The sequence below is a fragment of the Streptomyces sp. L-9-10 genome (assembly GCF_004151105.1).
In the GTDB taxonomy this organism is placed as follows: domain Bacteria; phylum Actinomycetota; class Actinomycetes; order Streptomycetales; family Streptomycetaceae; genus Streptomyces.
In genome coordinates this window covers 22,269-42,547 of sequence record NZ_PHRF01000146.1, presented here as the reverse complement: position 1 = coordinate 42,547, position 20,279 = coordinate 22,269, and the positions used below count along the sequence as shown (strand labels likewise).

General features: G+C 68.8%; 21 protein-coding genes and 2 pseudogenes. 15 read left to right on the top strand and 8 right to left on the bottom strand.

Annotated features, from left to right (window positions below; all coding sequences use genetic code 11):
• Positions 1-266: 266 nt before the first annotated feature.
• Entirely contained in the window at positions 267-1,145 is an 879-nt protein-coding gene (locus tag CU044_RS30610) for a VOC family protein (RefSeq protein ID WP_129771993.1), read from the bottom strand.
• A 54-nt stretch (positions 1,146-1,199) separates the two neighbouring features.
• Positions 1,200-1,538, bottom strand: a complete 339-nt coding sequence (locus tag CU044_RS30605; RefSeq protein WP_240045952.1) for an alpha/beta hydrolase — start codon at positions 1,536-1,538, stop codon at positions 1,200-1,202.
• Here CU044_RS30605 and CU044_RS30600 point away from each other — a divergent pair.
• From CU044_RS30600 to CU044_RS30565, 8 genes and pseudogenes are all read left to right on the top strand, one after another.
• Positions 1,537-1,935 (top strand): annotated as a pseudogene (locus CU044_RS30600) (acetaldehyde dehydrogenase (acetylating)); the annotation flags it as partial. The gene CU044_RS30605 and the pseudogene CU044_RS30600 sit on opposite strands and share 2 nt — an antisense overlap.
• The gene (dmpG, locus tag CU044_RS30595) at positions 1,932-2,954 is read left to right on the top strand and encodes a 4-hydroxy-2-oxovalerate aldolase (RefSeq protein WP_129771990.1); all 1,023 of its coding nucleotides are present in this window, start codon (positions 1,932-1,934) and stop codon (positions 2,952-2,954) included. The pseudogene CU044_RS30600 and the gene dmpG, both read left to right, overlap by 4 nt.
• A gap of 144 nt (positions 2,955-3,098) precedes the next feature.
• Entirely contained in the window at positions 3,099-4,436 is a 1,338-nt protein-coding gene (locus CU044_RS30590; RefSeq protein ID WP_129771989.1) for an aromatic ring-hydroxylating dioxygenase subunit alpha, read from the top strand.
• Positions 4,437-4,441: 5 nt separating this feature from the next.
• On the top strand, positions 4,442-5,008 hold the full coding sequence (locus tag CU044_RS30585; protein ID WP_129771988.1) for an aromatic-ring-hydroxylating dioxygenase subunit beta: 567 nt from the start codon (positions 4,442-4,444) through the stop codon (positions 5,006-5,008).
• Positions 5,005-5,391, top strand: coding sequence for a bifunctional 3-phenylpropionate/cinnamic acid dioxygenase ferredoxin subunit (locus tag CU044_RS30580; protein ID WP_275670237.1), 387 nt, complete (start codon positions 5,005-5,007; stop codon positions 5,389-5,391). The genes CU044_RS30585 and CU044_RS30580 overlap by 4 nt, the downstream gene beginning before the upstream one ends.
• Positions 5,392-5,393: 2 nt before the next feature.
• Complete coding sequence (hcaB, locus tag CU044_RS30575) at positions 5,394-6,191, top strand: 3-(cis-5,6-dihydroxycyclohexa-1,3-dien-1-yl)propanoate dehydrogenase (protein ID WP_129771987.1); 798 nt, start codon at positions 5,394-5,396, stop codon at positions 6,189-6,191.
• Between the two features lie 34 nt (positions 6,192-6,225).
• Positions 6,226-7,506, top strand: coding sequence for an FAD-dependent oxidoreductase (locus CU044_RS30570; RefSeq protein WP_240045951.1), 1,281 nt, complete (start codon positions 6,226-6,228; stop codon positions 7,504-7,506).
• Entirely contained in the window at positions 7,503-8,138 is a 636-nt protein-coding gene (locus tag CU044_RS30565; protein ID WP_129771986.1) for a TetR/AcrR family transcriptional regulator, read from the top strand. The genes CU044_RS30570 and CU044_RS30565 overlap by 4 nt, the downstream gene beginning before the upstream one ends.
• A gap of 407 nt (positions 8,139-8,545) precedes the next feature.
• Here CU044_RS30565 and aztD read toward each other — a convergent pair whose 3' ends face one another.
• From aztD to aztB, 4 genes are all read right to left on the bottom strand, one after another.
• Positions 8,546-9,745 carry a zinc metallochaperone AztD gene (aztD, locus tag CU044_RS30560; protein ID WP_129771985.1) on the bottom strand — a complete coding sequence of 400 codons (1,200 nt, stop codon included), beginning with the start codon at positions 9,743-9,745 and terminating at the stop codon, positions 8,546-8,548.
• A gap of 91 nt (positions 9,746-9,836) precedes the next feature.
• Positions 9,837-10,814, bottom strand: a complete 978-nt coding sequence (aztC, locus tag CU044_RS30555; RefSeq protein ID WP_129771984.1) for a zinc ABC transporter substrate-binding protein AztC — start codon at positions 10,812-10,814, stop codon at positions 9,837-9,839.
• Complete coding sequence (locus CU044_RS30550) at positions 10,811-12,046, bottom strand: hypothetical protein (RefSeq protein WP_129771983.1); 1,236 nt, start codon at positions 12,044-12,046, stop codon at positions 10,811-10,813. The genes aztC and CU044_RS30550 overlap by 4 nt, the downstream gene beginning before the upstream one ends.
• Positions 12,043-12,924: a zinc ABC transporter permease AztB gene (gene aztB / locus CU044_RS30545; RefSeq protein ID WP_129771982.1), complete on the bottom strand. Its 882-nt coding sequence runs from the start codon at positions 12,922-12,924 to the stop codon at positions 12,043-12,045. Before aztB ends, CU044_RS30550 begins: the two co-directional genes overlap by 4 nt.
• Positions 12,925-12,939: 15 nt before the next feature.
• Between aztB and aztA the strand changes: the two genes are divergently transcribed.
• The 3 genes from aztA (at position 12,940) to CU044_RS30530 (ending at position 14,757) form a co-directional block, all read left to right on the top strand.
• Positions 12,940-13,737, top strand: a complete 798-nt coding sequence (gene aztA, locus CU044_RS30540) for a zinc ABC transporter ATP-binding protein AztA (protein ID WP_129771981.1) — start codon at positions 12,940-12,942, stop codon at positions 13,735-13,737.
• A gap of 5 nt (positions 13,738-13,742) precedes the next feature.
• Positions 13,743-14,228 (top strand): hypothetical protein, encoded by a 486-nt coding sequence (locus CU044_RS30535; protein ID WP_129771980.1) that lies wholly within the window; start codon positions 13,743-13,745, stop codon positions 14,226-14,228.
• A gap of 127 nt (positions 14,229-14,355) precedes the next feature.
• A complete protein-coding gene (locus CU044_RS30530; RefSeq protein ID WP_129771979.1) occupies positions 14,356-14,757 on the top strand; it encodes a hypothetical protein in 402 nt (133 codons plus the stop codon).
• 219 nt (positions 14,758-14,976) lie between these two features.
• Here CU044_RS30530 and CU044_RS30525 read toward each other — a convergent pair whose 3' ends face one another.
• On the bottom strand, positions 14,977-16,500 hold the full coding sequence (locus CU044_RS30525) for a hypothetical protein (RefSeq protein ID WP_129771978.1): 1,524 nt from the start codon (positions 16,498-16,500) through the stop codon (positions 14,977-14,979).
• 542 nt (positions 16,501-17,042) lie between these two features.
• Between CU044_RS30525 and CU044_RS30520 the strand changes: the two genes are divergently transcribed.
• Positions 17,043-17,981 (top strand): hypothetical protein, encoded by a 939-nt coding sequence (locus CU044_RS30520; protein WP_240045949.1) that lies wholly within the window; start codon positions 17,043-17,045, stop codon positions 17,979-17,981.
• Between the two features lies 1 nt (position 17,982).
• Positions 17,983-18,306, top strand: a complete 324-nt coding sequence (locus tag CU044_RS30515; RefSeq protein WP_129771977.1) for a hypothetical protein — start codon at positions 17,983-17,985, stop codon at positions 18,304-18,306.
• Positions 18,307-18,497: 191 nt separating this feature from the next.
• Here CU044_RS30515 and CU044_RS30510 read toward each other — a convergent pair whose 3' ends face one another.
• Complete coding sequence (locus CU044_RS30510) at positions 18,498-19,520, bottom strand: zinc-binding dehydrogenase (RefSeq protein WP_129771976.1); 1,023 nt, start codon at positions 19,518-19,520, stop codon at positions 18,498-18,500.
• 61 nt (positions 19,521-19,581) lie between these two features.
• On the opposite strand from CU044_RS30510, the gene CU044_RS30505 reads away from it, so the two are divergent.
• Positions 19,582-19,890, top strand: coding sequence for a metalloregulator ArsR/SmtB family transcription factor (locus CU044_RS30505; RefSeq protein WP_129771975.1), 309 nt, complete (start codon positions 19,582-19,584; stop codon positions 19,888-19,890).
• 131 nt (positions 19,891-20,021) lie between these two features.
• Positions 20,022-20,195 (top strand): annotated as a pseudogene (locus tag CU044_RS30500) (IS5/IS1182 family transposase); the annotation flags it as partial.
• Between the last annotated feature and the right edge of the window lie 84 nt (positions 20,196-20,279).

Genomic DNA, 20,279 nt, shown 5'->3' with positions numbered 1-20,279 from the left:
GCGGGGCCTCCGGGCCGACGAGGTCGGCTTCTGAACGACTGGGTCTGAGTGAGTGGATCTGGACGAGTGGATCTGGGCGAGTGCATCTGAGCGAGGGGGCCGCCGCGCACGGGCTGCCGTCGTGGCGACGGCAGCCCGCCCTGGCGGGTTCAGGGGCGGAACCCGCCTGTCGCCGGTGCGGCGGCGACGATCAGGGGTATCACCAGGAGCCCGCCCGTGACACGGCGCGAGACGTGGCGAATACGGCGTTGCCCACACGTTCGGGTCTATACGTCCGGCTCGTTCGGGTCCGCCCGCCGGTGGCCCCAGTAGCTCGCCGCGTCGTAGCGGGCCGGTGCCCAAGTGGCGTCGTCGACCAGCTTGCCGCCGAACCCGTACTCGACCTGGAAACCGGAGGGCGTCACCACGTAGAAGGACAGCATCTCGTCGTTGGTGTGCTTGCCGAAGGTCGCCGCGACCGGGGCAGCGCCGTCCTGGACCTTGTCCCAGGCCCGTCCCACCAGGTCGAGTTCGGTGACCTCGAACATCAGGTGCCCGAAGCCGGTCGGGCCGGGGACCGAGGCGTAGGCGAAGGAGTGGTGACGCTCGTTGGCGTGGAGGAACGTGCCGCTCGCGCCCGGGGCGAACTCGATGAGGTCGCTCAGCCGGAAGCCGAGGAGGTCCTGGTAGAGCCGGCCCTGGGCCGGGCCGTCGTCGGTGAACTGGAAGACGTGGCCCATCCCGCCCCGCCCGGTGACGAAGCCGGCCCCGGTGGGCGAGACGAACCGCTGCCGCGCCTCCAGCAAACCCCAGAAGAGTTCCAGGCGTTGGCCCGCGGGGTCGTCGAACTCGACGAGCCCGCTCACCTGACGCTCCGTCACCGCATCGTCGGTCGCTCGCTTGACGGAGTAGCCGTTGCTCTCCAACCGAGCCGCGATCTCCTCCAGTTCCTTCGGGCCCTTCACCTCCCAGCCGATCGCGGTGACCTGGTCCGTGTCGCCACGGCGGATGTGGAGGCGGTACGCCTTCTCGTCCATCCGCAGCAGGAGCCTGTCCGGTGTGTCCTCGGCCGACTGCAGACCGAGGAGATCACTGGCGAACTTCCGCCATGCGTCGAGGTCTTGGGCCTCGACGACCACATATCCAAGACCGATGACCTCAGCCATGATCCGTCCTTCCTTCTTCCTTGAGGTTCTGCCGGGCTTCGGTGCCCGTCGCGCTCACGGCGCGGAGACGAAGTCGGCGACGAGACGGTTGAACTCGTCGGCGTGTTCGAGCTGGAGCCAGTGGCCGCACCGGTTCATCAGGACCATGCGGGAGTCGGGGATCAGCGAGACCAGCTTCAGCGAGTTCTCGAAGTGCACGACCCGGTCGTCCCGGCCGTGGAAGTGCAGGGACGGGACCTGGATCGCGGCGACGTCGTCCGCGGTGATCCCGCGGGGCATGTCGGCGCCGAGCCCGCCCGCGAGGAAGTTGGCCAGATGGTCGGGGCGGCGACGGGCCGCGTCCGAGCGCTGGCGGACCAACTCGTCGGTGACGAAGGCGGAGTCGTACGTCATGGGCGGGGCCCGCCGGGGCAAGGCGATCATCGTCCTGAACCCTGCCGAACCGCCACTGATCATGCGGGACACCGTGTTCTGCCTGGTCGACGCCCCCGACCCGCGACGGCACCAGGAGATCCGCCAGTCCATCGAGAAGATGGTGGCCGACGTGGCGGCATACGTTCCCGGCTATCGCCTCAAGCAGGACATCCAGATCACCGAGATCCCCGCCGACCAGCCGGTCCGGACCCTGACGGAGGGGGACGCGACCCGGCCCACCCATCAGGTCTCGGTGTTCCTCGAAGTCGAGGGCGCCGCGCTCTACTTGCCGGCGTACGCGGGCAACCTCGACATCATGACGTCGGCAGCGCTACAGGTCGCCGAGCGTATCGCCGCCGGATCGGAGGCCCTATGACCACCTCGGTCTTCGTCCAGGACGTCACCTTGCGCGACGGCATGCACGCCGTTCGTCACCGCATCACCCCCGACAAGGTCCGCCGGATCGTCACGGCTCTCGATGACGCCGGCGTCGACGCGATCGAAGTCGCCCACGGGGACGGTCTTGCGGGCGGGTCGCTCAACTACGGCCCCGGTTCGCACTCCGACTGGGAGTGGATCGAAGCAGCGGCCTCTGTGCTCAAACGGGCTCGACTGACCACCCTGCTCCTGCCCGGGGTCGGTACGATCCACGAACTCAAGCGGGCTTGGGACCTGGGTGTGCGTTCCGTTCGGGTGGCCACGCACTGCACCGAGGCCGACATCGCCGCGCAGCACATCGCCTCGGCCCGCGAGATCGGGATGGACGTGTCGGGCTTCCCGATGCTCTCCCACATGGCCGAGCCCCGGGAACTGGCACGGCAGGCCAAGCTGATGGAGTCCTACGGCGCGCACTGTGTGTACGTCACGGACTCCGGCGGCCGGCTCACCATGAAGGACGTCGAGGCCAGGGTCCGCGCGTACCGGGACGTCCTGGACCCGGCCACCGAGATCGGCATCCACGCCCACGAGAACCTCTCGCTGTCCGTCGCCAACTCGGTCGTCGCCGTCGAGAACGGTGCGTACCGGGTCGACGCGTCCCTCGCGGGCCATGGCGCGGGCGCGGGCAACTGCCCCATCGAGGCGTTCATCGCCGTCGCCGACCTGTCCGGACTCCAGCACGGCTGCGATCTGTTCACACTCCAGGACGCCGCCGACGACCTGGTCAGACCCTTGCAGGACCGGCCGGTCCGGGTCGATCGCGAGACCCTCACCCTCGGCTACGCGGGTGTCTACTCGTCCTTTCTGCGTCACGCCGAGAACGCCTCCCGGCGCTACGGCGTCGACGTCCGCGACCTCCTCATGGAGTGCGGCAGGCGAGGGCTGGTGGGCGGCCAGGAAGACATGATCATCGATATCGCCCTCACCCTGCTCGCCGCACGCACCCCGGCCGCCTGACCGGGCACATCCCCCGCCCGCGGGTCCGGTCCGACGATACGGCGCCGATCTGTTCCACCCCTCAGAACGGGACGGTTCGCCTTCCGGACCCGCTGCCGCAGGCTTCTCTTCGAAAGAGTCGCATCGCCTCCACCAGGAGCGGACATGATTGACCTGAACACCATGGTCGACCCCGATCGGGGATGGAACGATCCGCGGATCTACACGGATCAGGACCTGTACGAGCGCGAGCTGGAGTACGTCTTCGGGCGCACCTGGCTGTTCCTCGCCCACGACTCCCAGCTGCCGAAGCCGGGCAGCTTCATCCAGACGTACATGGCCGAGGACCCGGTTCTGGTGGTCCGGCAGCGGGACGGGTCCGTGAAGGCGTTCCTGAACCAGTGCCGGCACCGGGGCATGAGGATCTGCCGGACGGACGCCGGCACCAGCAAGACCTTCACCTGCACGTACCACGGGTGGGCCTACGACCTGGCGGGCAACCTGATCAACGTACCGCTGGAGGAGGTGGCCTACCGCAACGAGATCGACAAGAGCAGGTGGGGCGCTCTGAAGGTCCTGCGGATCGCGAACTACCGGGGCTTCTGCTTCGGCACCTGGTCGGAGGAGACCCCCGAGTTCGAGGACTACCTCGGCGACATGGCCTTCTACTTCGACGCGGTCGTCGACCGCTTCGCCAGCGGCCTGGAACTGGTGCCAGGAACCACCAAGTGGGTCATCGACTGCAACTGGAAGTTCGCCGCCGAGCAGTTCGCCAGCGACATGTACCACGCGCCCGTCTCGCACGCCTCGGCGATGATGGCGCTGACGGACGATCCCAACGCCTCCGGCGGCAACTCCAACCAGAACGCCCCCGGCCGCCAGTTCGGCGACAACGGACACGGGTCCGGGGGCTTCTTCAGCCCGCAGGCCGTCATGCCGGCGCCGTACCTCGGAGACGCCACGTACGCCTGGATGAAAACGAAGGAAGAGGAGCACATCGAGCAGGTCGGGATCGACCGGGTGCTGAAGGTGAACAACCACAACACGATCTTCCCGAACTTCTCCTGGCTCGCCTTCGGCCTCTCCACGATGCGGGTGTGGCACCCGCGCGGACCCGGGCAGATCGAGGTATGGGCCTGGAGCTACCGCCCCAAGGACGCTCCGGACGACGTCAAGGCGGAGATGCGGAAGATGACCCAGCGGACGTTCAGCCCGGCCGGGTCGTTCGAGACCGACGACGGCGAGAACTGGACCGAGATCCAGCAGGTGCTGCGCGGTCACAAGGCCCGTACCACCAAGTTCCACACGGGCATGGGCCTGGGCCACGACGAGCAGGACGTCCACGGTCTGCCCGGCTCGTCCAACCATGTGTACGCCGAGCACGCGGCGCGCGGCTTCTACCGCCGGTGGCGTGACCTGGTCACCGGCACGCCCTGGGCGCGGATCCAGAAGCCGGACCGGGCACGGGACGCCGCGGACTCCGCCCTCGCAGAGGAGGCGTGACCACCATGACGACCATCGACCGCACCGAGACGCCGGCCACGGTGTTCCGCACCACCGACGTGCAGACCCAGCACGACGTCGAGCAGTTCCTGTACGCCGAGGCCGAACTCCTCGACCAGCGCCGCTTCCAGGAGTGGATCGACCTCTTCACCGAGGACGTCCACTACTGGCTGCCCACCCGGACCACCCGCACCAACCGGGAACGCCACCACGAGATCGCGGGCGAGGACGAGAGCGCCCTCATCGACGACGACAAGTACTTCCTGACCGGCCGGGTACGCCGCTACACCTCCGGCATCTCCTGGTCCGAGGAGCCGCCCTCCCGCACCCGCCGGCTCATCACCAACGTCCGACTCGCCCCGGGCACCGAACCCGGCGAGCTGGACGTCGTCTCCAACTTCTCCGTCTACCGCAGCCGTCTGGAACGTCACCAGGACTGGTTCATCGGCGAACGCTTCGACACCCTGCGCCCCGCCGGCCCGGACACCGGCTACCCCTACCGGATCGCGTCCCGGAAGATCGTCCTGGAGCAGACCACACTCCTGGCACCGAGCATCAGCATCTTCCTGTGAGGCGCGTCGTGACCCAGCACACGCTTCCCCCGGGCCTGCCCGATCTCCCGGACCGCACATGGGTCCGCGCCTGCGCGGTGGACGAACTCCCGGAGGACGAAGGGCGCAAGCTCGCCACCGTTCCCCTCACCTCCGTCTTCGCGGCGGAGGGCGAGGCGTTCTGCATCGATGACACCTGCACGCACGAGACCTTCTCGCTCGCGGACGGGTGGGTCGAAGGCTGCGTCGTCGAATGCACCCTGCACATGGCCAAGTTCAGCCTCCGCACCGGCGAGGTCGTCTCACCCCCTGCCACCAGGCCCGTGGCCGTCCACCCGGTGGAGTGTGTCGAAGGTGTCGTCTTCGTCGCGCTCCCCCGGAACTACCTCGTGAAGGAGGACTGACCATGGCACGGCTCGACAACGCGTCCGTGGTGGTCACCGGAGCCGCATCCGGCCTCGGCCGGGCCGTCGTCGACCGCTTCACCGCCGAGGGCGCGAGCGTCGTCGCCTTCGACCGGTCGCAGGAGAAGCTCGACACACTCAAGGCCGAAATCGGCGAGTCGGTGGTCACCGTGGTCGGTGACGTGACCCGCTACGAGGACAACCTCCGCGCCTGCGAGGCCGCCGTCGACCGGCGGGGAAAACTCGACACGTTCATCGGCAACGCGGGCCTGTGGGACTTCAACCGCTCGCTCGCCGAGAGCGATCCGCAGTCCCTCGCCTCCGGGTTCGACGAGCTGTTCGCGGTGAACGTGAAGGGCTATCTGCTCGGAGCCAAGGCCGCACTGCCGGCCCTGACCGCGTCCCGAGGATCGATCGTGTTCACGTTGTCGAACGCGTCGTTCTATCCGCGCGGCGGCTGTCCCCTCTACGTCGCCTCCAAACACGCAGGCGTCGGACTGGTCAGGCAACTGGCCTACGAACTCGCCCCCGACGTCCGGGTGAACGCGGTCGCCCCGGGCGGCATGGCCACGGACCTGCGCGGACCCGGGGCGATGGGCCTGGCCGACACCTCCATCGAGGACGCCCTCCCGATCCGGGACGTCATCCGGACCTTCTCGGCCCTGCAACTCGACATCCGGCCCGAGGACTACGTCGGCTCGTACGTCCTCCTCGCCGCACGAGAGGAGTCCGCCACCGCTACCGGGACCGTCATCGACATCAGCAGCGTCGGCACGCCCGGCCGGTCCGCGGCTCCGTGAACCGGCCGGGGTGATCCCCGGCAATTTACGTACCTTGAACGAGAGGGCCATCGTGTCCAAGACCCACCACGTGATCGTCGGCGGAAGCATCGCCGGTGTGTCGGCCGCCATGGCGATGCGGCGGAGCGGATTCGACGGAACGGTCACCGTCGTGGACGCCGAGCCGCTCCTCCCGTACGAGAAGCCGCCCCTGTCGAAGAAGGCGGACCCGGAGCATGCCGTGCGGCCCATCCTGCCCGAGGAGCACTACCGGGAGCACGGCACCGACCTGGTCATCGGCCTGCGGGTGCACCGGCTCGACGACGAACACCGGCGGGTCGTCCTGGCCGGCGGCGGCGAGCTGCCCGGCGACCGGGTACTGCTCACGACGGGTGTCTCCGCGCGCCGACTGGGCACACCGGGGGAGCAGTTGGACAACGTACACACCCTGCGCACCGCGGCCGACGCGCGACGCGTCTTCGCCGGCCTGCACCGGGGCGGCCCGCTGGTCGTGGTCGGCGGCGGCTTCATCGGACTCGAAGCCGCCGCGGTGGCCCGGACGATGGGCCTCGACGTCACGGTCGTCGAGGCGACGGCGCTCCCCCTTCTCGGCCCGCTGGGCCCAGCGGTCGCCCGGCTCATGACCCGACTGCACCGGGACAACGGCGTACGGGTCATCAGCGGCCGGACCGTGGAGAGGTACGCCGGCCACGGTTCCGTGGAAGAGGTCGTTCTGGCCGGCGGCGAACGGCTGCCCGCGGCCACCGTGGTGGTGGGCGTCGGGGTGGTCCCGAGCGATCAACTCGCCGCTGCCGCCGGCGCCACCATCCACGGCGGGGTCGTCGTGGACGAGTACGGCCGCACCGATCATCCGTGGTTCTGGGCGGCCGGCGACGTGGCCAGCCAGATCCACCCGCGCACCGGGGTCCGTGAGCGGATCGAGCACTGGGACGTCGCCATGCGCCGCGGCGCGGCGGTGGGCGCGTCGATGGCCGGCCTGCCCACGATCAACGATGCGGCGCCCTACTTCTGGTCCGACCAGTACGGCAAGTCGTTGCAGATGTTCGGCCGAGGACGCGGATCCGACCAGGTGGTGGTGCGAGAGGGGGCGACTCCGGAGCGGTTCGTGGCCTTCTGGCTCCGGGCGGGCCGGCTCGCCGCCGTCGCCGGACTCGATGAGCCGAAGGCGGTCCGCGCCGCGAAGGCGATCCTCGACACGGACGCCGCAGTGGCACACGAGGTGCTCACGGATCCGTCGACCGACCTGCGGGCACTGGCCCGCCGTCTCGCACGCCCCGCGGGCATCCCGGCCCAGAGTCAGCCCGCCAAGACATGAATGACGCTTGTGGCAGACTGGTTCGTATGACTGCCGCAGGTCCATCGGACGGGACGCGACGGGCTCGTCCGAAGGGACGCGACGCACACCGTGCCAAGGACTCCGCCGCGACACGCAACGACATTCTGCGAGCGGCGGCGCGGCGGTTCGCGGAACATGGCTTCGCCCACGTGACCCTTCAGGACATCGCCCAGGACGCCGGTGTCACACCAGCCCTCGTCAACCGGTACTTCGTCTCCAAGCGGGCGCTCTTCGAGCTGGTGGCCCAGGCCCACGTCGACGAGGCACAACCCCTGACGGACGTCGGTGAATTCGCATCCGACCTCATGGCCTACTGGCAGGACGTCGACCGCAGAACACCCGCACTCGCCCTCGTCCGGTCCATCGACCTGGACGGCGGGAAGCTCCTCAGGCACGAGCTGGAACGAAGGGCGCGGGGGCACTGGCGCCAGTTCCTCGCCGGGGATCCGGAAGCGCCGGCCAAGATCCGACTGCTCGAATCCCTGACCATGGGCCTCGGCCTCTTCGGTATCGGCGCGCTCCTGGGCGAGGAGGAGAGCCTGTCCTCCGAGACCCTGATCGCGATGGAACGCCGGCTCGCTCTGATGATCGAAGCGTGCCTGAGCGACTGACGCTCCGTGAACCGCAGCACTGACCAGGAAGGAGTGGGCGTCCCCGCTGGTCTCCGCGCGAGCGGGGTGCTGCTCACGGTGTCACGGTGGGGTTGACGTTCAAGGGTGCCGTCAACGTGCACAGAGCGCGCTGATCATTGAAGGACCGGAACTGCTCCTGAACAGGCAGGCCCAGGAGGAGCAGCCTTGCTCGTACAAGCTGAGCAGCCCGGGGCACCGGCTGCCGCATTCACCCGGCACCGAGGGACTCGACGGCACCGGATCTCCAGTGCCGTCGAGCCCCGGACAGCGTCGGCCGCGTACGCCACGGGGGCAAGGGGGCGTGACGGCGTCCGCTCCCCGCCCCGTGGCCGGCCTCGCCCGCGGCCACGACGGCCGTCATCCTGCCGCCCAGGAGAAGGCCGCAGTCAGGATCCGGTGACGACGCCCGACAGCTCGTTGGTGCTCTGCGGCAGAGCAACCGAGGTGATCTTCTTGCCGGTCTCCAGGTCGATGGCGTGCAGGGCCTTCCCGCTGGGGTCGGAGACGTAGGCGGTGTCGTCGCGGACGAACAGCGTGGGCCGGGCCTGCTGCCAGTCCAGCGGCTCCTGCCACGTGCCCACGGCGGGGATCTTCCTCTCGACCTCGCCGCTGTTCTGGTCGATGACGTGGATGGCGCCGTCGGTGCCGAGGACGAGGGCCTCACCCTCCGGGCCGCGGGCCAGTGAGCGGAAGGAGTAGCTGGTGCCCAGGTCCACCAGGCGCAGCTTCTTCTTCTCGGTGTCGATGAGGGAGATGCGGGTGGGCCGTTCCAGCTCGGCCTCCTTGTCGGTCTTGTAGTCGCCCAGGAGGATGGGGGAGGCGTCGCTGCCGGCCTGGTTGCCGATGCGGCCGTAGTCGTCGGGGGCGTCGACCTTGGTGAACTTCCCGTCCTGGTAGATCAGGACACCGTCCTCGCAGCCGACGGCGATGGCCTCGTTCCGGGCAGCCGCCTCACCATGCACACCGGGGCACTTCTCGTTACGCGTGATCTCCTTGTTCTTCTCGTCCAGCACCAGCGCGCCGGTCCGCTCCTCCTCGGTGCCCAGGGTGCTGAGGAGCTCGCCGTTGGCCAGCTCGATGGCGACACCGTGATGTGCCTCGGCGGAGGTGTAGGTGCGTCCTTCCGGCTTCTTGCCACCGCTCAGGTCCGCAGGGTCGAAGACATTGACCGCCCCCGTGCCGTCGGTGAAGAGCACGGTCTTTCCCGCGTGCCGTACGACGTGTCCGGGCTTGGCACCCTTGTACTCGATATCGGTAAGGGCCTGCCCGGTGGCGTCCAGCACCCGGAAGCCGGTGTCGGTGGAGACGACGACGTGGTCCTCGTCACCGGCGGGGTTGACCCGGTTGAAGCCGGACAGCTCGATGGTCCGGGTCAGCTTGAGGCTCTCGCCGTCCAGGATGTACAGGCCGCCGTCGAAGGTGGCGACCAGCGGGTCCTTGACCGCGGCGGCGGGCGTGGCGCTCGCGGTGCCCGCGGCCTTGGTGCCGGAGGAGGAGTCCTCCCCTCCGCACGCGGTCAGGACCGTGGACACCGCCAGGGCGAGTGCGGTCCCGGTGAGGGCTCTGCTGCGTATCGACGTGTTCATCGGTGTGTTCCTTTCCGCGCCGCTCGGTGGCGGCGGTGGGTGCATGACGGTTTCGGCCCGGTCGGCCGGTGCATGTTGAAGGCTCAGGGAGTCAGCCGCCGGTGAGGCCGTCGGCCATGGCGGTGGTGTTGGCGCGCATCATCCGCAGGTAGGTGTCGGCACCCTCGCCCTCGGCGGTCAGCGACTCCGAATACAGCTCCACGACCTGGACCCGGCCGCCGAGTTCCGTGCGCAGGACCTCGGCGAGCCGTGTCGGCTGGGAGGAGTCGGCGAACACGGTGCGCACGCCGGCCTCCTCCATCGCCTCGGTGAGCGAGCGCAGGTCGGAGGAGCTGGGTGAGGCCAGCGTGGTGCCGCTGGGGATGACCGCGCCGATCACCCGGAAGCCGAAGCGGTCGGCGAGGTATCCGAAAACATGGTGGTTGGTCACCAGGGCGCGCTGGTCCTCGGGGACGCCGTCGAAGGACTTCTCCATCCAGGCGGTGAGGTCCGTGAGTTCTTCGCCGTAGCGGTCGGCATGTGCGCGTATCGCGCTGACGTCCACACCGTCGACGTGCTCGATCACCTGGTCGGCCAGCAGGCCGGTGGCCTTGCGCACCCGGTCGGGATCGGTCCAGAAGTGTGGGTCGGGTTGTCCTTCGTCTTCCTCGGGGCCGCCGTCGTCGGACGTCCGGAAGGTGAGCGGGTCGACCGCGTCGCCTACCGCGAAGGTGGCGACGCCGGACTCGCGGGCGGCGTCCACGTGCCGCAGGACGTTCTCCTCCAGCCCCAGGCCGTTGTAGACCACCAGGTCGGCGCGCTCCAGCTCGGCGGCCTGCACCGCCGTCAGGCCGAAGGAGTGGGGATCGGCGTTGGGCTTCATCAGGACGGTGACGTCGGCCTCGTCACCGGCGATCTCCCTGGTGATGTCGCCGAGGATGTTGGTCGTGACGACGATGCGGGGGTGCTCCTCGCCGGTGGTGCAGGCGGAGACGGCTGCCGCAGTGGCGAGGGCGAGCAGGCCCACGATCAGATGACGCAGCCGTGCCGCGCTCACCCTCACGCGCTGCTTCGCCGAGGCTCGGTTCATCGGCCGGTCTCCGCCATGAGCACCGGCTCGATGTCCAGGTCGAAGGAGCGTGCGATGCGCAGGTTGTCGTTGTAGTCGATCTCGAACACCTTCTTGCCCTCGGGGTCGTTGACGTAGGCGCGGCTGCGGTCGACCTCGATGACGGGGGCGCCTTCGTCGGTGCCGGCCGGCTCCTCTCCGGTCAGGAGTGTCCTGGTCCGCGCGGTCTGCTTCCCGGTGGCGATGTCGTAGCCGTGCAGCGAGCCGTCGGTCTCCAGAACGAGCAGCGGGGAGCCCTCTCCGGCGGTGTTGGCGGCGATGACGGGACCGGTGTCCACCCGGGTCCAGAACCGCTCGGTGACGTCCAGGACCCATACGGCGTCATCCCCGGCCGGTGCGGTGAGGGTGTCGCTGCCGGGTCGCTGGCGGAAGGAGGTGGCCCGTCCCTCCGCCGGCACTTCCTCGGCGTAGGGGATCTCCTCGGCGGTGAAGGCGCCGTCCTTCTCGCGGACGAGCAGGGCCCCGTCGGCGCAGCCCAGGACCAGGCCGCGACGGGTGACGGCGTCGCCGCGCGGCTCCTCGCACTCCACGTCCGGGGAGGCGACGCGCTCGCCCTTCCGGTCCAGCACGACGAGCTTCGTGGTACCGCCCTCGCCCGCGAAAGCGAGCAGGTGCTCCTCGTACGGCACGACGGCGCCGCTGTACGTGCCCGCCAGCGTCCCGGACGAAGCGATCGTGCCCTTCTCCAGCTCGCCGCGGTCGTAGAGGACGGTCTTCCCGTCCTCGTCGGTCACGGCGGTCACGACGGCGTCGCTGCGTACCTGCGCCTGACGGCCCACGGGAAGCTCGCCGACGCCACGTATCGCGGCGCTGTAGTAGTGGACATGGTCCCCGTGGTCCACCATCCAGGCGCCGCTGTCGAGCACGTGCGTGCCGCCGGAGGTGTGGAGGTAGCCGAACCGTCCGTCCGTGACCAGCCGGACGGCGCCTTCCGTCCGGGCCGTCGTGTGCACCGTATCGCTGATGAGGTCGAGAACCCGGCTGTTTCCGCTGTCGGGGTCATTGAGGAGCAGGCGGGACTGCTGCTCGGCGGCCTCCTGCGCTCCCGCGACGTACCCGTGCGGAGTGACGGACGAGGAACTCACCAGGGGGCGTGGGTCGTTGTGTTTCTCCCCAGAGCAGCCCGCGGCGAGCAACGCGGTGAGTACCAGTGCGGCCGAAGCCCATGGAGTGACGTTTCTGCGGACGGTCATGACGATCGCCTCAAGCTTCTTTCAGTTGACTTCAAGGGCGGGAACGGGGGGGAGAGACGCGCATGGCGGTGACGTACACCGGACGCCACGTGGGAGAGGAAGAACAGGCTCACCGCGAGGGCCGAGACGGTCGCACCGGCGGCGGTGCCCAGGTGCCAGGACAGCAACAGGCCGCCGAACGTGGCGGCGACGCCGAGGAGTGCGGCGAGCGCCATGACCCCGCGGACACCGCGCGCCCACGGCAGGGCCGCTGCCGGCGGAGCGATGAGCAGGCCGAGGACAAGTAGCGTTCCGACGATGTGGAACGAGGCGACGATCGCGAGTCCGAGCAGGCCGAGCAGCACGGCGTGGGCCAGGCGAGGGCGAAGCCCCAGGGTCTGAGCCTTGCGTGAGTCGAACGCCAGGGCCAGGAAGGCACGGTGCCCGAGGACCGACACCGCCAGTGCCGCGAACAACGCCACCGCGAGCAGGAAGAGGTCCTGCTGCCGGACGGCGAGGACGTCACCGAACAGGAAGCCGGTCAGATCCACCGCGAAGGACTGCGAGCGCGACACGATGATCACGCCGAGCGACAGCATGCCGACGAAGAGCAGCCCGATACCGGTGTCCTGCGACAACCTCGGCGTACGCCCGAGAACGGTGACACCCGCCGTCATGACGGCGGCGCTGGTCACCGCACCCACCAGCAGGTTCCCCCCGGACAGCGCGGCCAGGGCGACCCCCGGAAGCAGGCCGTGGGACATGGCGTCGCCGAGGAAGGCCATCCCTCTCAGGACAACCCAGGTGCCCGCCAGCGCACAGATCGCGGACACGAGCATCCCGCCCCACAGGGCTCGCTGCACGAAGGTCACCTCGAACGGGGCCGTCAACCATTCCATGGCCAGGACACTACAATGAAAATCATGTTCATAAAACCAGGCCCCTCGCCCGCCGCTTCCCGGGAACGAACCCCCCACGTCCGTTTCACCGACTTGTGCGCCGGCTATCCAGGACGACCTGTACTGCGGCAACTCAGCGCGGCAATACCGAAGTTGTCGAAGACGGCACTCGTCGGCCCGAACGGCAGCGGCAAGTCGACCCTGCTCGGCGTTCTCGCCGGTGTGATCCGTCCGACATCCGGCGAACTGCACCACGACGGAGAACGGCCACCCGCGTTCGTACCCCAGCGCGGAGCCGTAGGCGACACCCTGCCGCTCACCGTCCGGCAGACCGTGGAGATGGGGCGCTGGGGCGAACGCGGACCGTTGCGTCGGCTGACCCGCCGGGACCACGCGACCGTGGACGCCGCACTCGACCGGCTCGGCATCGGCGACCTCGCTTCACGCCAACTGGGAGAGCTGTCGGGCGGACAGCGTCAACGCGCCCTCGTCGCACAAGGGTTGGCACAGGAATCGGACCTGATGCTTCTCGACGAACCGACCACGGGCCTGGACCCGGAGGCGAGGGAGCGGATCGGGGCCCTGCTGACGGCGCTCGTCGCCGACGGCGTGACAGTCGTCCACGCCACACACGACCTGGAGGTCGCACGTGCGGCGGACTGCTGCCTCCTTCTCCAGGACGGCCGCCTCGCCGGACGAGGGCACCCCGACCAGGTGCTCACCACGTCGGCGCTGGCCCGAATCTGGCAACCACTCCGACCCACCGAGCCACTACACCTCTCCCCGTCAACAACGGCGAACTGCGCACGGTGAACCTGGTGACAGCCGCGCGCTCCACCGTCGCCACGCGCCTGGGCAACCTGCGCGGCATCGCCCACAGCGGCACCACCCTCTACGCCACCGGTGGCAGCGGCAAGCTGTACGAGGTGGAGGAGAGCGGCACTGTGCGTGTCGTCGCGTCCGGCCTCGGCCTGTCCCAGGGCATCGCGATGGACGTACGCGGCGGCGCCTGCACCGCCGACATGTTCACGCGGCTGCGGCCAAGGGACACCGGCGTACAGGCGTCGGCCGGTGCCTCGTCGATGAGTACGTCGATACGCCAGAGGCCGGGTGTACGCACAGAATGGCCGTCGCCCACTCCCGGCCAACGGAACGCACTCGCCTGCTCACCGGCCTCATCCCACGCGACAACGTCTCTGCCCACGGCAGGAACCGGCTCCACCTCCTGGCGGCGTGCCTGGAACACGCCACGGAACTGGACCCCGAGGTTCGCGCGGAAGTCCAGCAGCGCGCCGGTGCCCTGATCCCGCCCCGCTCGGCGGACCAGGCCCGAGCATTGATTGAGGTCGGCCCGGTCGTGCTGGATCTGCTGCCGGACCGCCAGAGCCGGGGCCTGATGACGGACCGGCCGACGACGAGGCGTACTTCACGGTGCTCGCCGCCACCCGCATCGCCACTGACGCGGCGATTGCCGTCCCCGCCAGATATCGCAGCCACCATGACCTACGAGTGCGAGGTGAACTCGTACGTGCCTGGAGCCGATTCGACACTGACACGTTCGGCCGAGAAGTGGTCGCGCATCTCAACGAGGACAATCTCTATTTCCCGGTGTCCAATCTGGCCGAGTTGCACGCGATCAGCAGCTACGGCGGGCGGGCCCGTATCAAGATCTCCGGAGAGTTCACCACTGCCGAATTCATCAACGGGTGCCGTACCGAGCGCCTGACCCACCTTTGGGTTGCCACGGACACCGGCAAGTGCTGGAGATGGCTGCGCGAATTCCCCCAACCGCGCTTTTTCACCATCGAGACCCCGCTGCCCCCGTGGATGTGACCGCGCTAGCCCAAGTGCTGCCGCCGCGCACGATCCGAGTCCCTCAGGGGGTAGTGGTCACAGGCGCCGACGAGCTGCCGTCGCAGGTGGTGACGAACGCGTGCATCTTCTACCGCCTGGACCGTCGCAACGGCGACGGCTGGGGCATCGCGCTCGACTGCGTCTACGAGCGCGACACCGTCACTCGGCCAACGCCCACTCACCGAACGAAGCGACGTCCTAATCCCTGACCTTGAGGAAGCGCATCCGCGTTGCGCCATTGCTGTCGGTGCCGCCGGCCTCGGCGTTGGAGATCTTGCCGCCGGTGAGGACGAACATCAGGTGCAGGCGGACCGTCCGGGGGCCGGAGGCGACCGCGTACTCGGTCATGATGTGTGTGGTTCCGCCTTGCTGCTCCTGCCTCGCCGCGTTGATCGCCGCGATCTGTGTGAAGCTCGTCAGGAGGGTGTCCGTGGTCTCGTCCCTGAGCCAGCCGATGATGTAGCCGCTGCCGCCGGTGGCGGAACCGAGCGCGTACCGTACATCGCTGTCGATGTGGTACACCCCGGCTTCCGGAAGCACGATGTCGGACTCGGGGATCGGCACGTCGGTACCTGCCTGGGCCAGGAGGTTGGCGTGCTGCCTCTCGGCGTTGAGGAACGCGCTCACCGGCGTGAGGCGGGCGCCGATCTTCCACCTTTCGGGGCAGCCGGGCGTCCCGGTGACGTCGATGTCCACCGACCGTTCGGTGCTGCTGTTGCCGCCAGGAGCGATACCCGTCAGGTCGATCCGCGGCACGAGCAGCCCACCGGTCGTGTTCCGTGCGGCATTGCACGGCGACGGGTCCAGAGCAGGCGTGTCGGGTGCGTACAGACACCCGTCGCTGCCCCGGGTGATGGCGTTGCCCCGGTCTGTGGAGATGCACGGAGGGCGGGCGGTGGCGCATCCATCCTGGCAGGAGGGGACCGGGATGACCGGCGGGACCGCGGCGTAGGGAGTCGAGCCGTCGAGGGTGTCGGTCGTGCAGGTGACCGCGCCGTCGCAGTTACGGCAGGTCGTACGGAGGAACGGCCTGCCGCAGCCCGGGGCGGACGCCTGGACGGTGAGGACGAAGCTGTCGACGGTCCACTGCTTGGGGCCGACTCGGCAGGTGTCGTCGTTGCCTGTTTCCAGGTTGAGCTCGACGACGATCTTTCCCGCGAGGACGTCCGCGAGGGACACGGTGGTCGGTGGGATGACGCCGTTGTCGTCACCACCGGCCGGCAAATCGGGTGGGCCCAGGAGATCGGTGCGGATCGGGGTCGTGCCGTTCCACAGGGCAAAGCGGCCGTAGAGTTGGCAGGCCGTGTTCCTGCCGTCGTTGTGGACATGGACCGAGGCGCTGATCGTGACGCTGGTGGGGTTGCCGCGCAGTGACGTGGGGTCGATGTGCACGACGCCGGCGAGCCAGGTGTGCTGGCCGTTGTGCGTCCCGTCGTCGGCCGGGAACGTGCCCGTGCCGCTGTTCAGGATGGTCTGGGCGACGACAGGGTCCAGTGCGGCATGGGTGTTGGCGATGGTGTAGTACGGCGTCGGGTCGGTGCTGCTCGCGGTTGCTGCGACCCGGTACGGCGCGGAGTCGCGCAGTGGGGTCGTCTCGCAGTGCTCGCACGGCTTGGAGCCGGGACAAGCAACGGGGGGACAAGTAACGGGGGGACAGGCCGGCTTGGAGGGCTGACAGCCGCCGATGGCGATGGGGGACTGCCCGCAGCCGCATCCACTCATGGGTCAACTCCTTTTGTGAGGTGGAGTGGTGGCAGTGGCGGTGTGCCCCGTGCCCACTTTGGCGCGGTTGGGGCACGAGGGGATGATGCGCCGGCTCGTCGACCGAAACGGATGAAAGCCGAGAGGGCAGGCGCGTTGAGGGATACCGGCGGACCTGAAGTCGGCCGCGCAACCGGGAGTGGAAGAAGACCGTCTGGCGGACCGCTCGCCGGGTCGTGGCTCACATGACGTCGATCGTCATCCAGCTACGTGTTCCCGCAGCCGGCCGGGTCCTTGGGGTGGGAAACAGAAGCGGCCATGTCGGCCCCATCTTCGCGATTCTGCTACTGGTACTGGGCAAACCGCGTTGGGCGCTCGGACAGAGGAATACCTGAAGCTCAGTCACTTGTCTTCTTCGTTGCCATCCCTAATGTACTATCCCGCGATCTGTCAGGCATTACCCCGTTAGGGTGGCCGATTTCACTGTCAAGGTGGCAGAGCGCCCACATTCCTGCCGACGTACGAGCGGGAGCGGATGGCCGACCGGGCCGGCGCGGAAGGCGGTGGTCGAGAACATCGCCCGGGGGCGGCTGCCGCAGCACCGACGACACCGACGGCACCGGTCTGGCCCGCACCGACTGGTCAGCAAGGTCGTCAAGGGGCGCCTATGGGGCGGCGAGGTGGACGAGCGGGTCGTCATCGACGAAGTCGTACGCGGCGTCGCCCTGGCCGGGCAGCTCACCGACGCCCGGCCCGGACAGTCGTTGTTCGGCCCGTTCCGCGGTTTCGAGTCCAAAGGGGCTATGACCTGGTCGCGGCAGTGGCGCGAGGCTATCCCCGACGACCCGGTGCACCCCAGCCGTTTGCGGCGGACGCTGTCTGTCGAGATGGCCGCCCGTCCCGGTGGTCTGCTGGCCACCAAGGTCGACTTCAAGCATCTGACGGTGGCGACCAGCGAGGGATACGCAGGCCGGCCAGGCCACGAGTGGAAGAAGGACAAGGACAAGGACAAGGTCAGGCGGACCATCGAGGCATACCGGCAGTTCGAACAGGGGCAGCTGCCTGCGGGCCCTGGAGCCGACTCCCTGATGGCCGCATTCCGCTCCGTCGAAAGCGAGCTCGCCGACCATGAGCCGGGCCCGGTGAAGGTGGTCACCGACCGGCAGACGGAACTGCTGTTGGAGAAGAAAACGTCGGTGTTGCACCTGTCCGCGGCGAACTACTGCTGGTTCGGGGACCCGGCGAAGGCCTTGTGTCTCAAGCTCGCCGGCACACGGTCCGCGGCAGCTCCGCTGACCGGGCTGTGTGACACCTCCCGCTGCCCGCAGACCACCCACCACCTCCTTCACAGCCCTGTCTGGCAGACCTCGGCTGACAACGGCGCCGTCCTGCCGGCCAGTTCTCGGATCCGGGGCCAGGAGAAGGACCGGCTGCGAGCCGAACACGAGCGGTCGATGCGGGTTCTCGAAGAGATCGACACGGCAGCTGGAAAGGCCGGATGACATGGCACTGAGCCATCAGCAGCGCGACCAGATCGAACGGCGCGTCCGCGCGGCGGGCCGGCAGCCCGACCCGCGCGAGGCCCGTATCGCACGGCCGCGTGACCTCAACCAGCGGATCACCGGTAAACTCGCCCGCACCCACACCGAACTCACGCAACTCAAGGAGCACCACCAGTTCCTCCTATCGGTCCTGGCCGCCAAGGACGACGAAGTCCGGAGGCTTCGCCACCAGCTCAGTACGTCCGCCGCGGTCCCGGATCAAAGACAGGGGGACGAGCCCTTGGCGTCGTCCTCCTGCCCCGCCGCTGATGTCACGCCAGTGTGATCAGCAGGGCGGAGACCAGCAGCGCAGTCTGATGAAGAGCCTGGTCATCAATTGACTGCACCAGGCCGGTGATCGACTCCGCTCGCCGGTGGTCGTTGTCGAAAGCGCCTGACGCCCCTCGACCTCGCGCTGAAGAAGATCAGCCGACACCAGCGGCCGGCAGCCGTCCCGGCCCAGGACGGCTGAGTCGCTCAAGGCAAAGACGTTGTCCGGCGCGGTGGCTCGTCCAGGGGGAGGTGCACAGCGATGGCGATCTTGCCGCGTGGGCGTCGGCGGCCCTCGCCGACAGAGCCGCCTTCCAACAGTGTGTGCGCCTGTGCGACGTCGGCCAGCGGTAGCACGGCGCCGATCACCGGCCGGAGTTTGCCCCGGTCGACCAGTCGGCCGAGGGCCGCGAGCTTCGCCCGGCCGGGGCTGGCGAAGAGGAAGTGGTAGGTCGCGTTCACGCCCCACGCGGCGAGCAGGTTCTGAGGTTCGGGGATGTCCACGATGGACACCACGCGGCCTCGGTCGGCGAGGACCTCCGGGCTGCGGGCGAGGGTATCCCCACCCACGGTGTCCAGCACGACGTCCACCCCACCCAGCGCGCGGACCTGCGGCACGTAGTCACCGGCCGAGAAGTCGATCGCGATGTCGGCTCCCAGTCCGGTGACGAACTCGTGATCCCTTGCCCGCGCGGTGGTTACCACCTCGGCTCCCAGCGCGCTGGCGACCTGGATCGCGGCCGAGCCGACCCCGCCCGCTCCGCCGTGCACCAAGACCCGTTCCCCGACCCGTACCCCGGCGCGTTCGACCAGCGCCTCCCACACCGTCACGCCCACGAGCGCGAGACCGGCGGCCTCGACGTGCGACAACCGTGCGGGCTTGCGGGCGACCAGGGCCTGGTCGACCACGTGGAACTCGGCGTAGGTTCCCTGCCCGGCGAACACCGGCGCCAGGTACCAGACCTCGTCGCCCGGCTGGAAGTCGCCCGCCCCAGGGCCGCTCTCGACCACCACGCCGGACACGTCATTGCCGATCACCGCGGGCAGCGCCACCTGGTCGCGGTAGTCGCCGCGCCGGGTCTGCAGGTCGAGAGGGTTCACGGACGTGGCCAGCACGCGCACCAGCACCTGCCCGGGTCCGGGAGTGGGTCTTGGAAGCTCTCGGGTGGCGAACGCGGTGTCCGCGTCACCGAAGCGGACGAGTTCCACCACACGCATCGAAGTCGACATGCGATGAACTTAGATCGAGATATCGCGAATCGTCAATATGTACATGCGTTACGATCACGGCGTGTTTTCGGAGGCGGAGTTGCTGGCTGTGTTCCGGGCCCTGTCCAACCCGGCCCGCCGTCAGATGCTGGTGTGGCTCAAGGAGCCGATGAGTTTCCCCGGCCAGGAGCCCGGCGACGTAGAGATCGGTGTCTGCGTGACCGACATCCAGCAGCGCGCAGGTCTGGGGCAGTCGACCACCTCGCAGTACCTCGCCATGCTGCGGCAAGCAGGGCTGGTGGTCGCCACCCGGCGGGGCAAGTGGACCTACTACCGCCGCGACGAGACGAACATCGCCCGCCTCCTGGAGACCCTGCGCGACGTGTTCTAGATCCCATGCCGTTCAGTTCGGGCCTGCTGCGGGCGAAGACTCCGGCTATCCCTGACCCCTGCAGTGTGAAGTCCTTGCCGGAGTCCATTCATGTCACGGAACCATAACTTTCAGGCTCCTGCACCCGGCACCGCATCGCCCGCAAGGGCGTCGAGACCTCCCAGCGGCTGGGCCGCCACCGCTGGACCATCGAACGCACTATGACCCGGCTCGCCGAATGCCGTCGCCTCCACCGCCGCTACGAACGTAAAGCCGACCACTTCCTCGCCCGCACCCTCGTCTGCTACCGCAGGCTCATCGCATGAGATGGCTTCCAAGGTGACCCTGCCCGGGAGGTGGAGCGTGGAAGACGGGGGACGTTCATGGGGTCGGCAGAAGACCCACGCCGA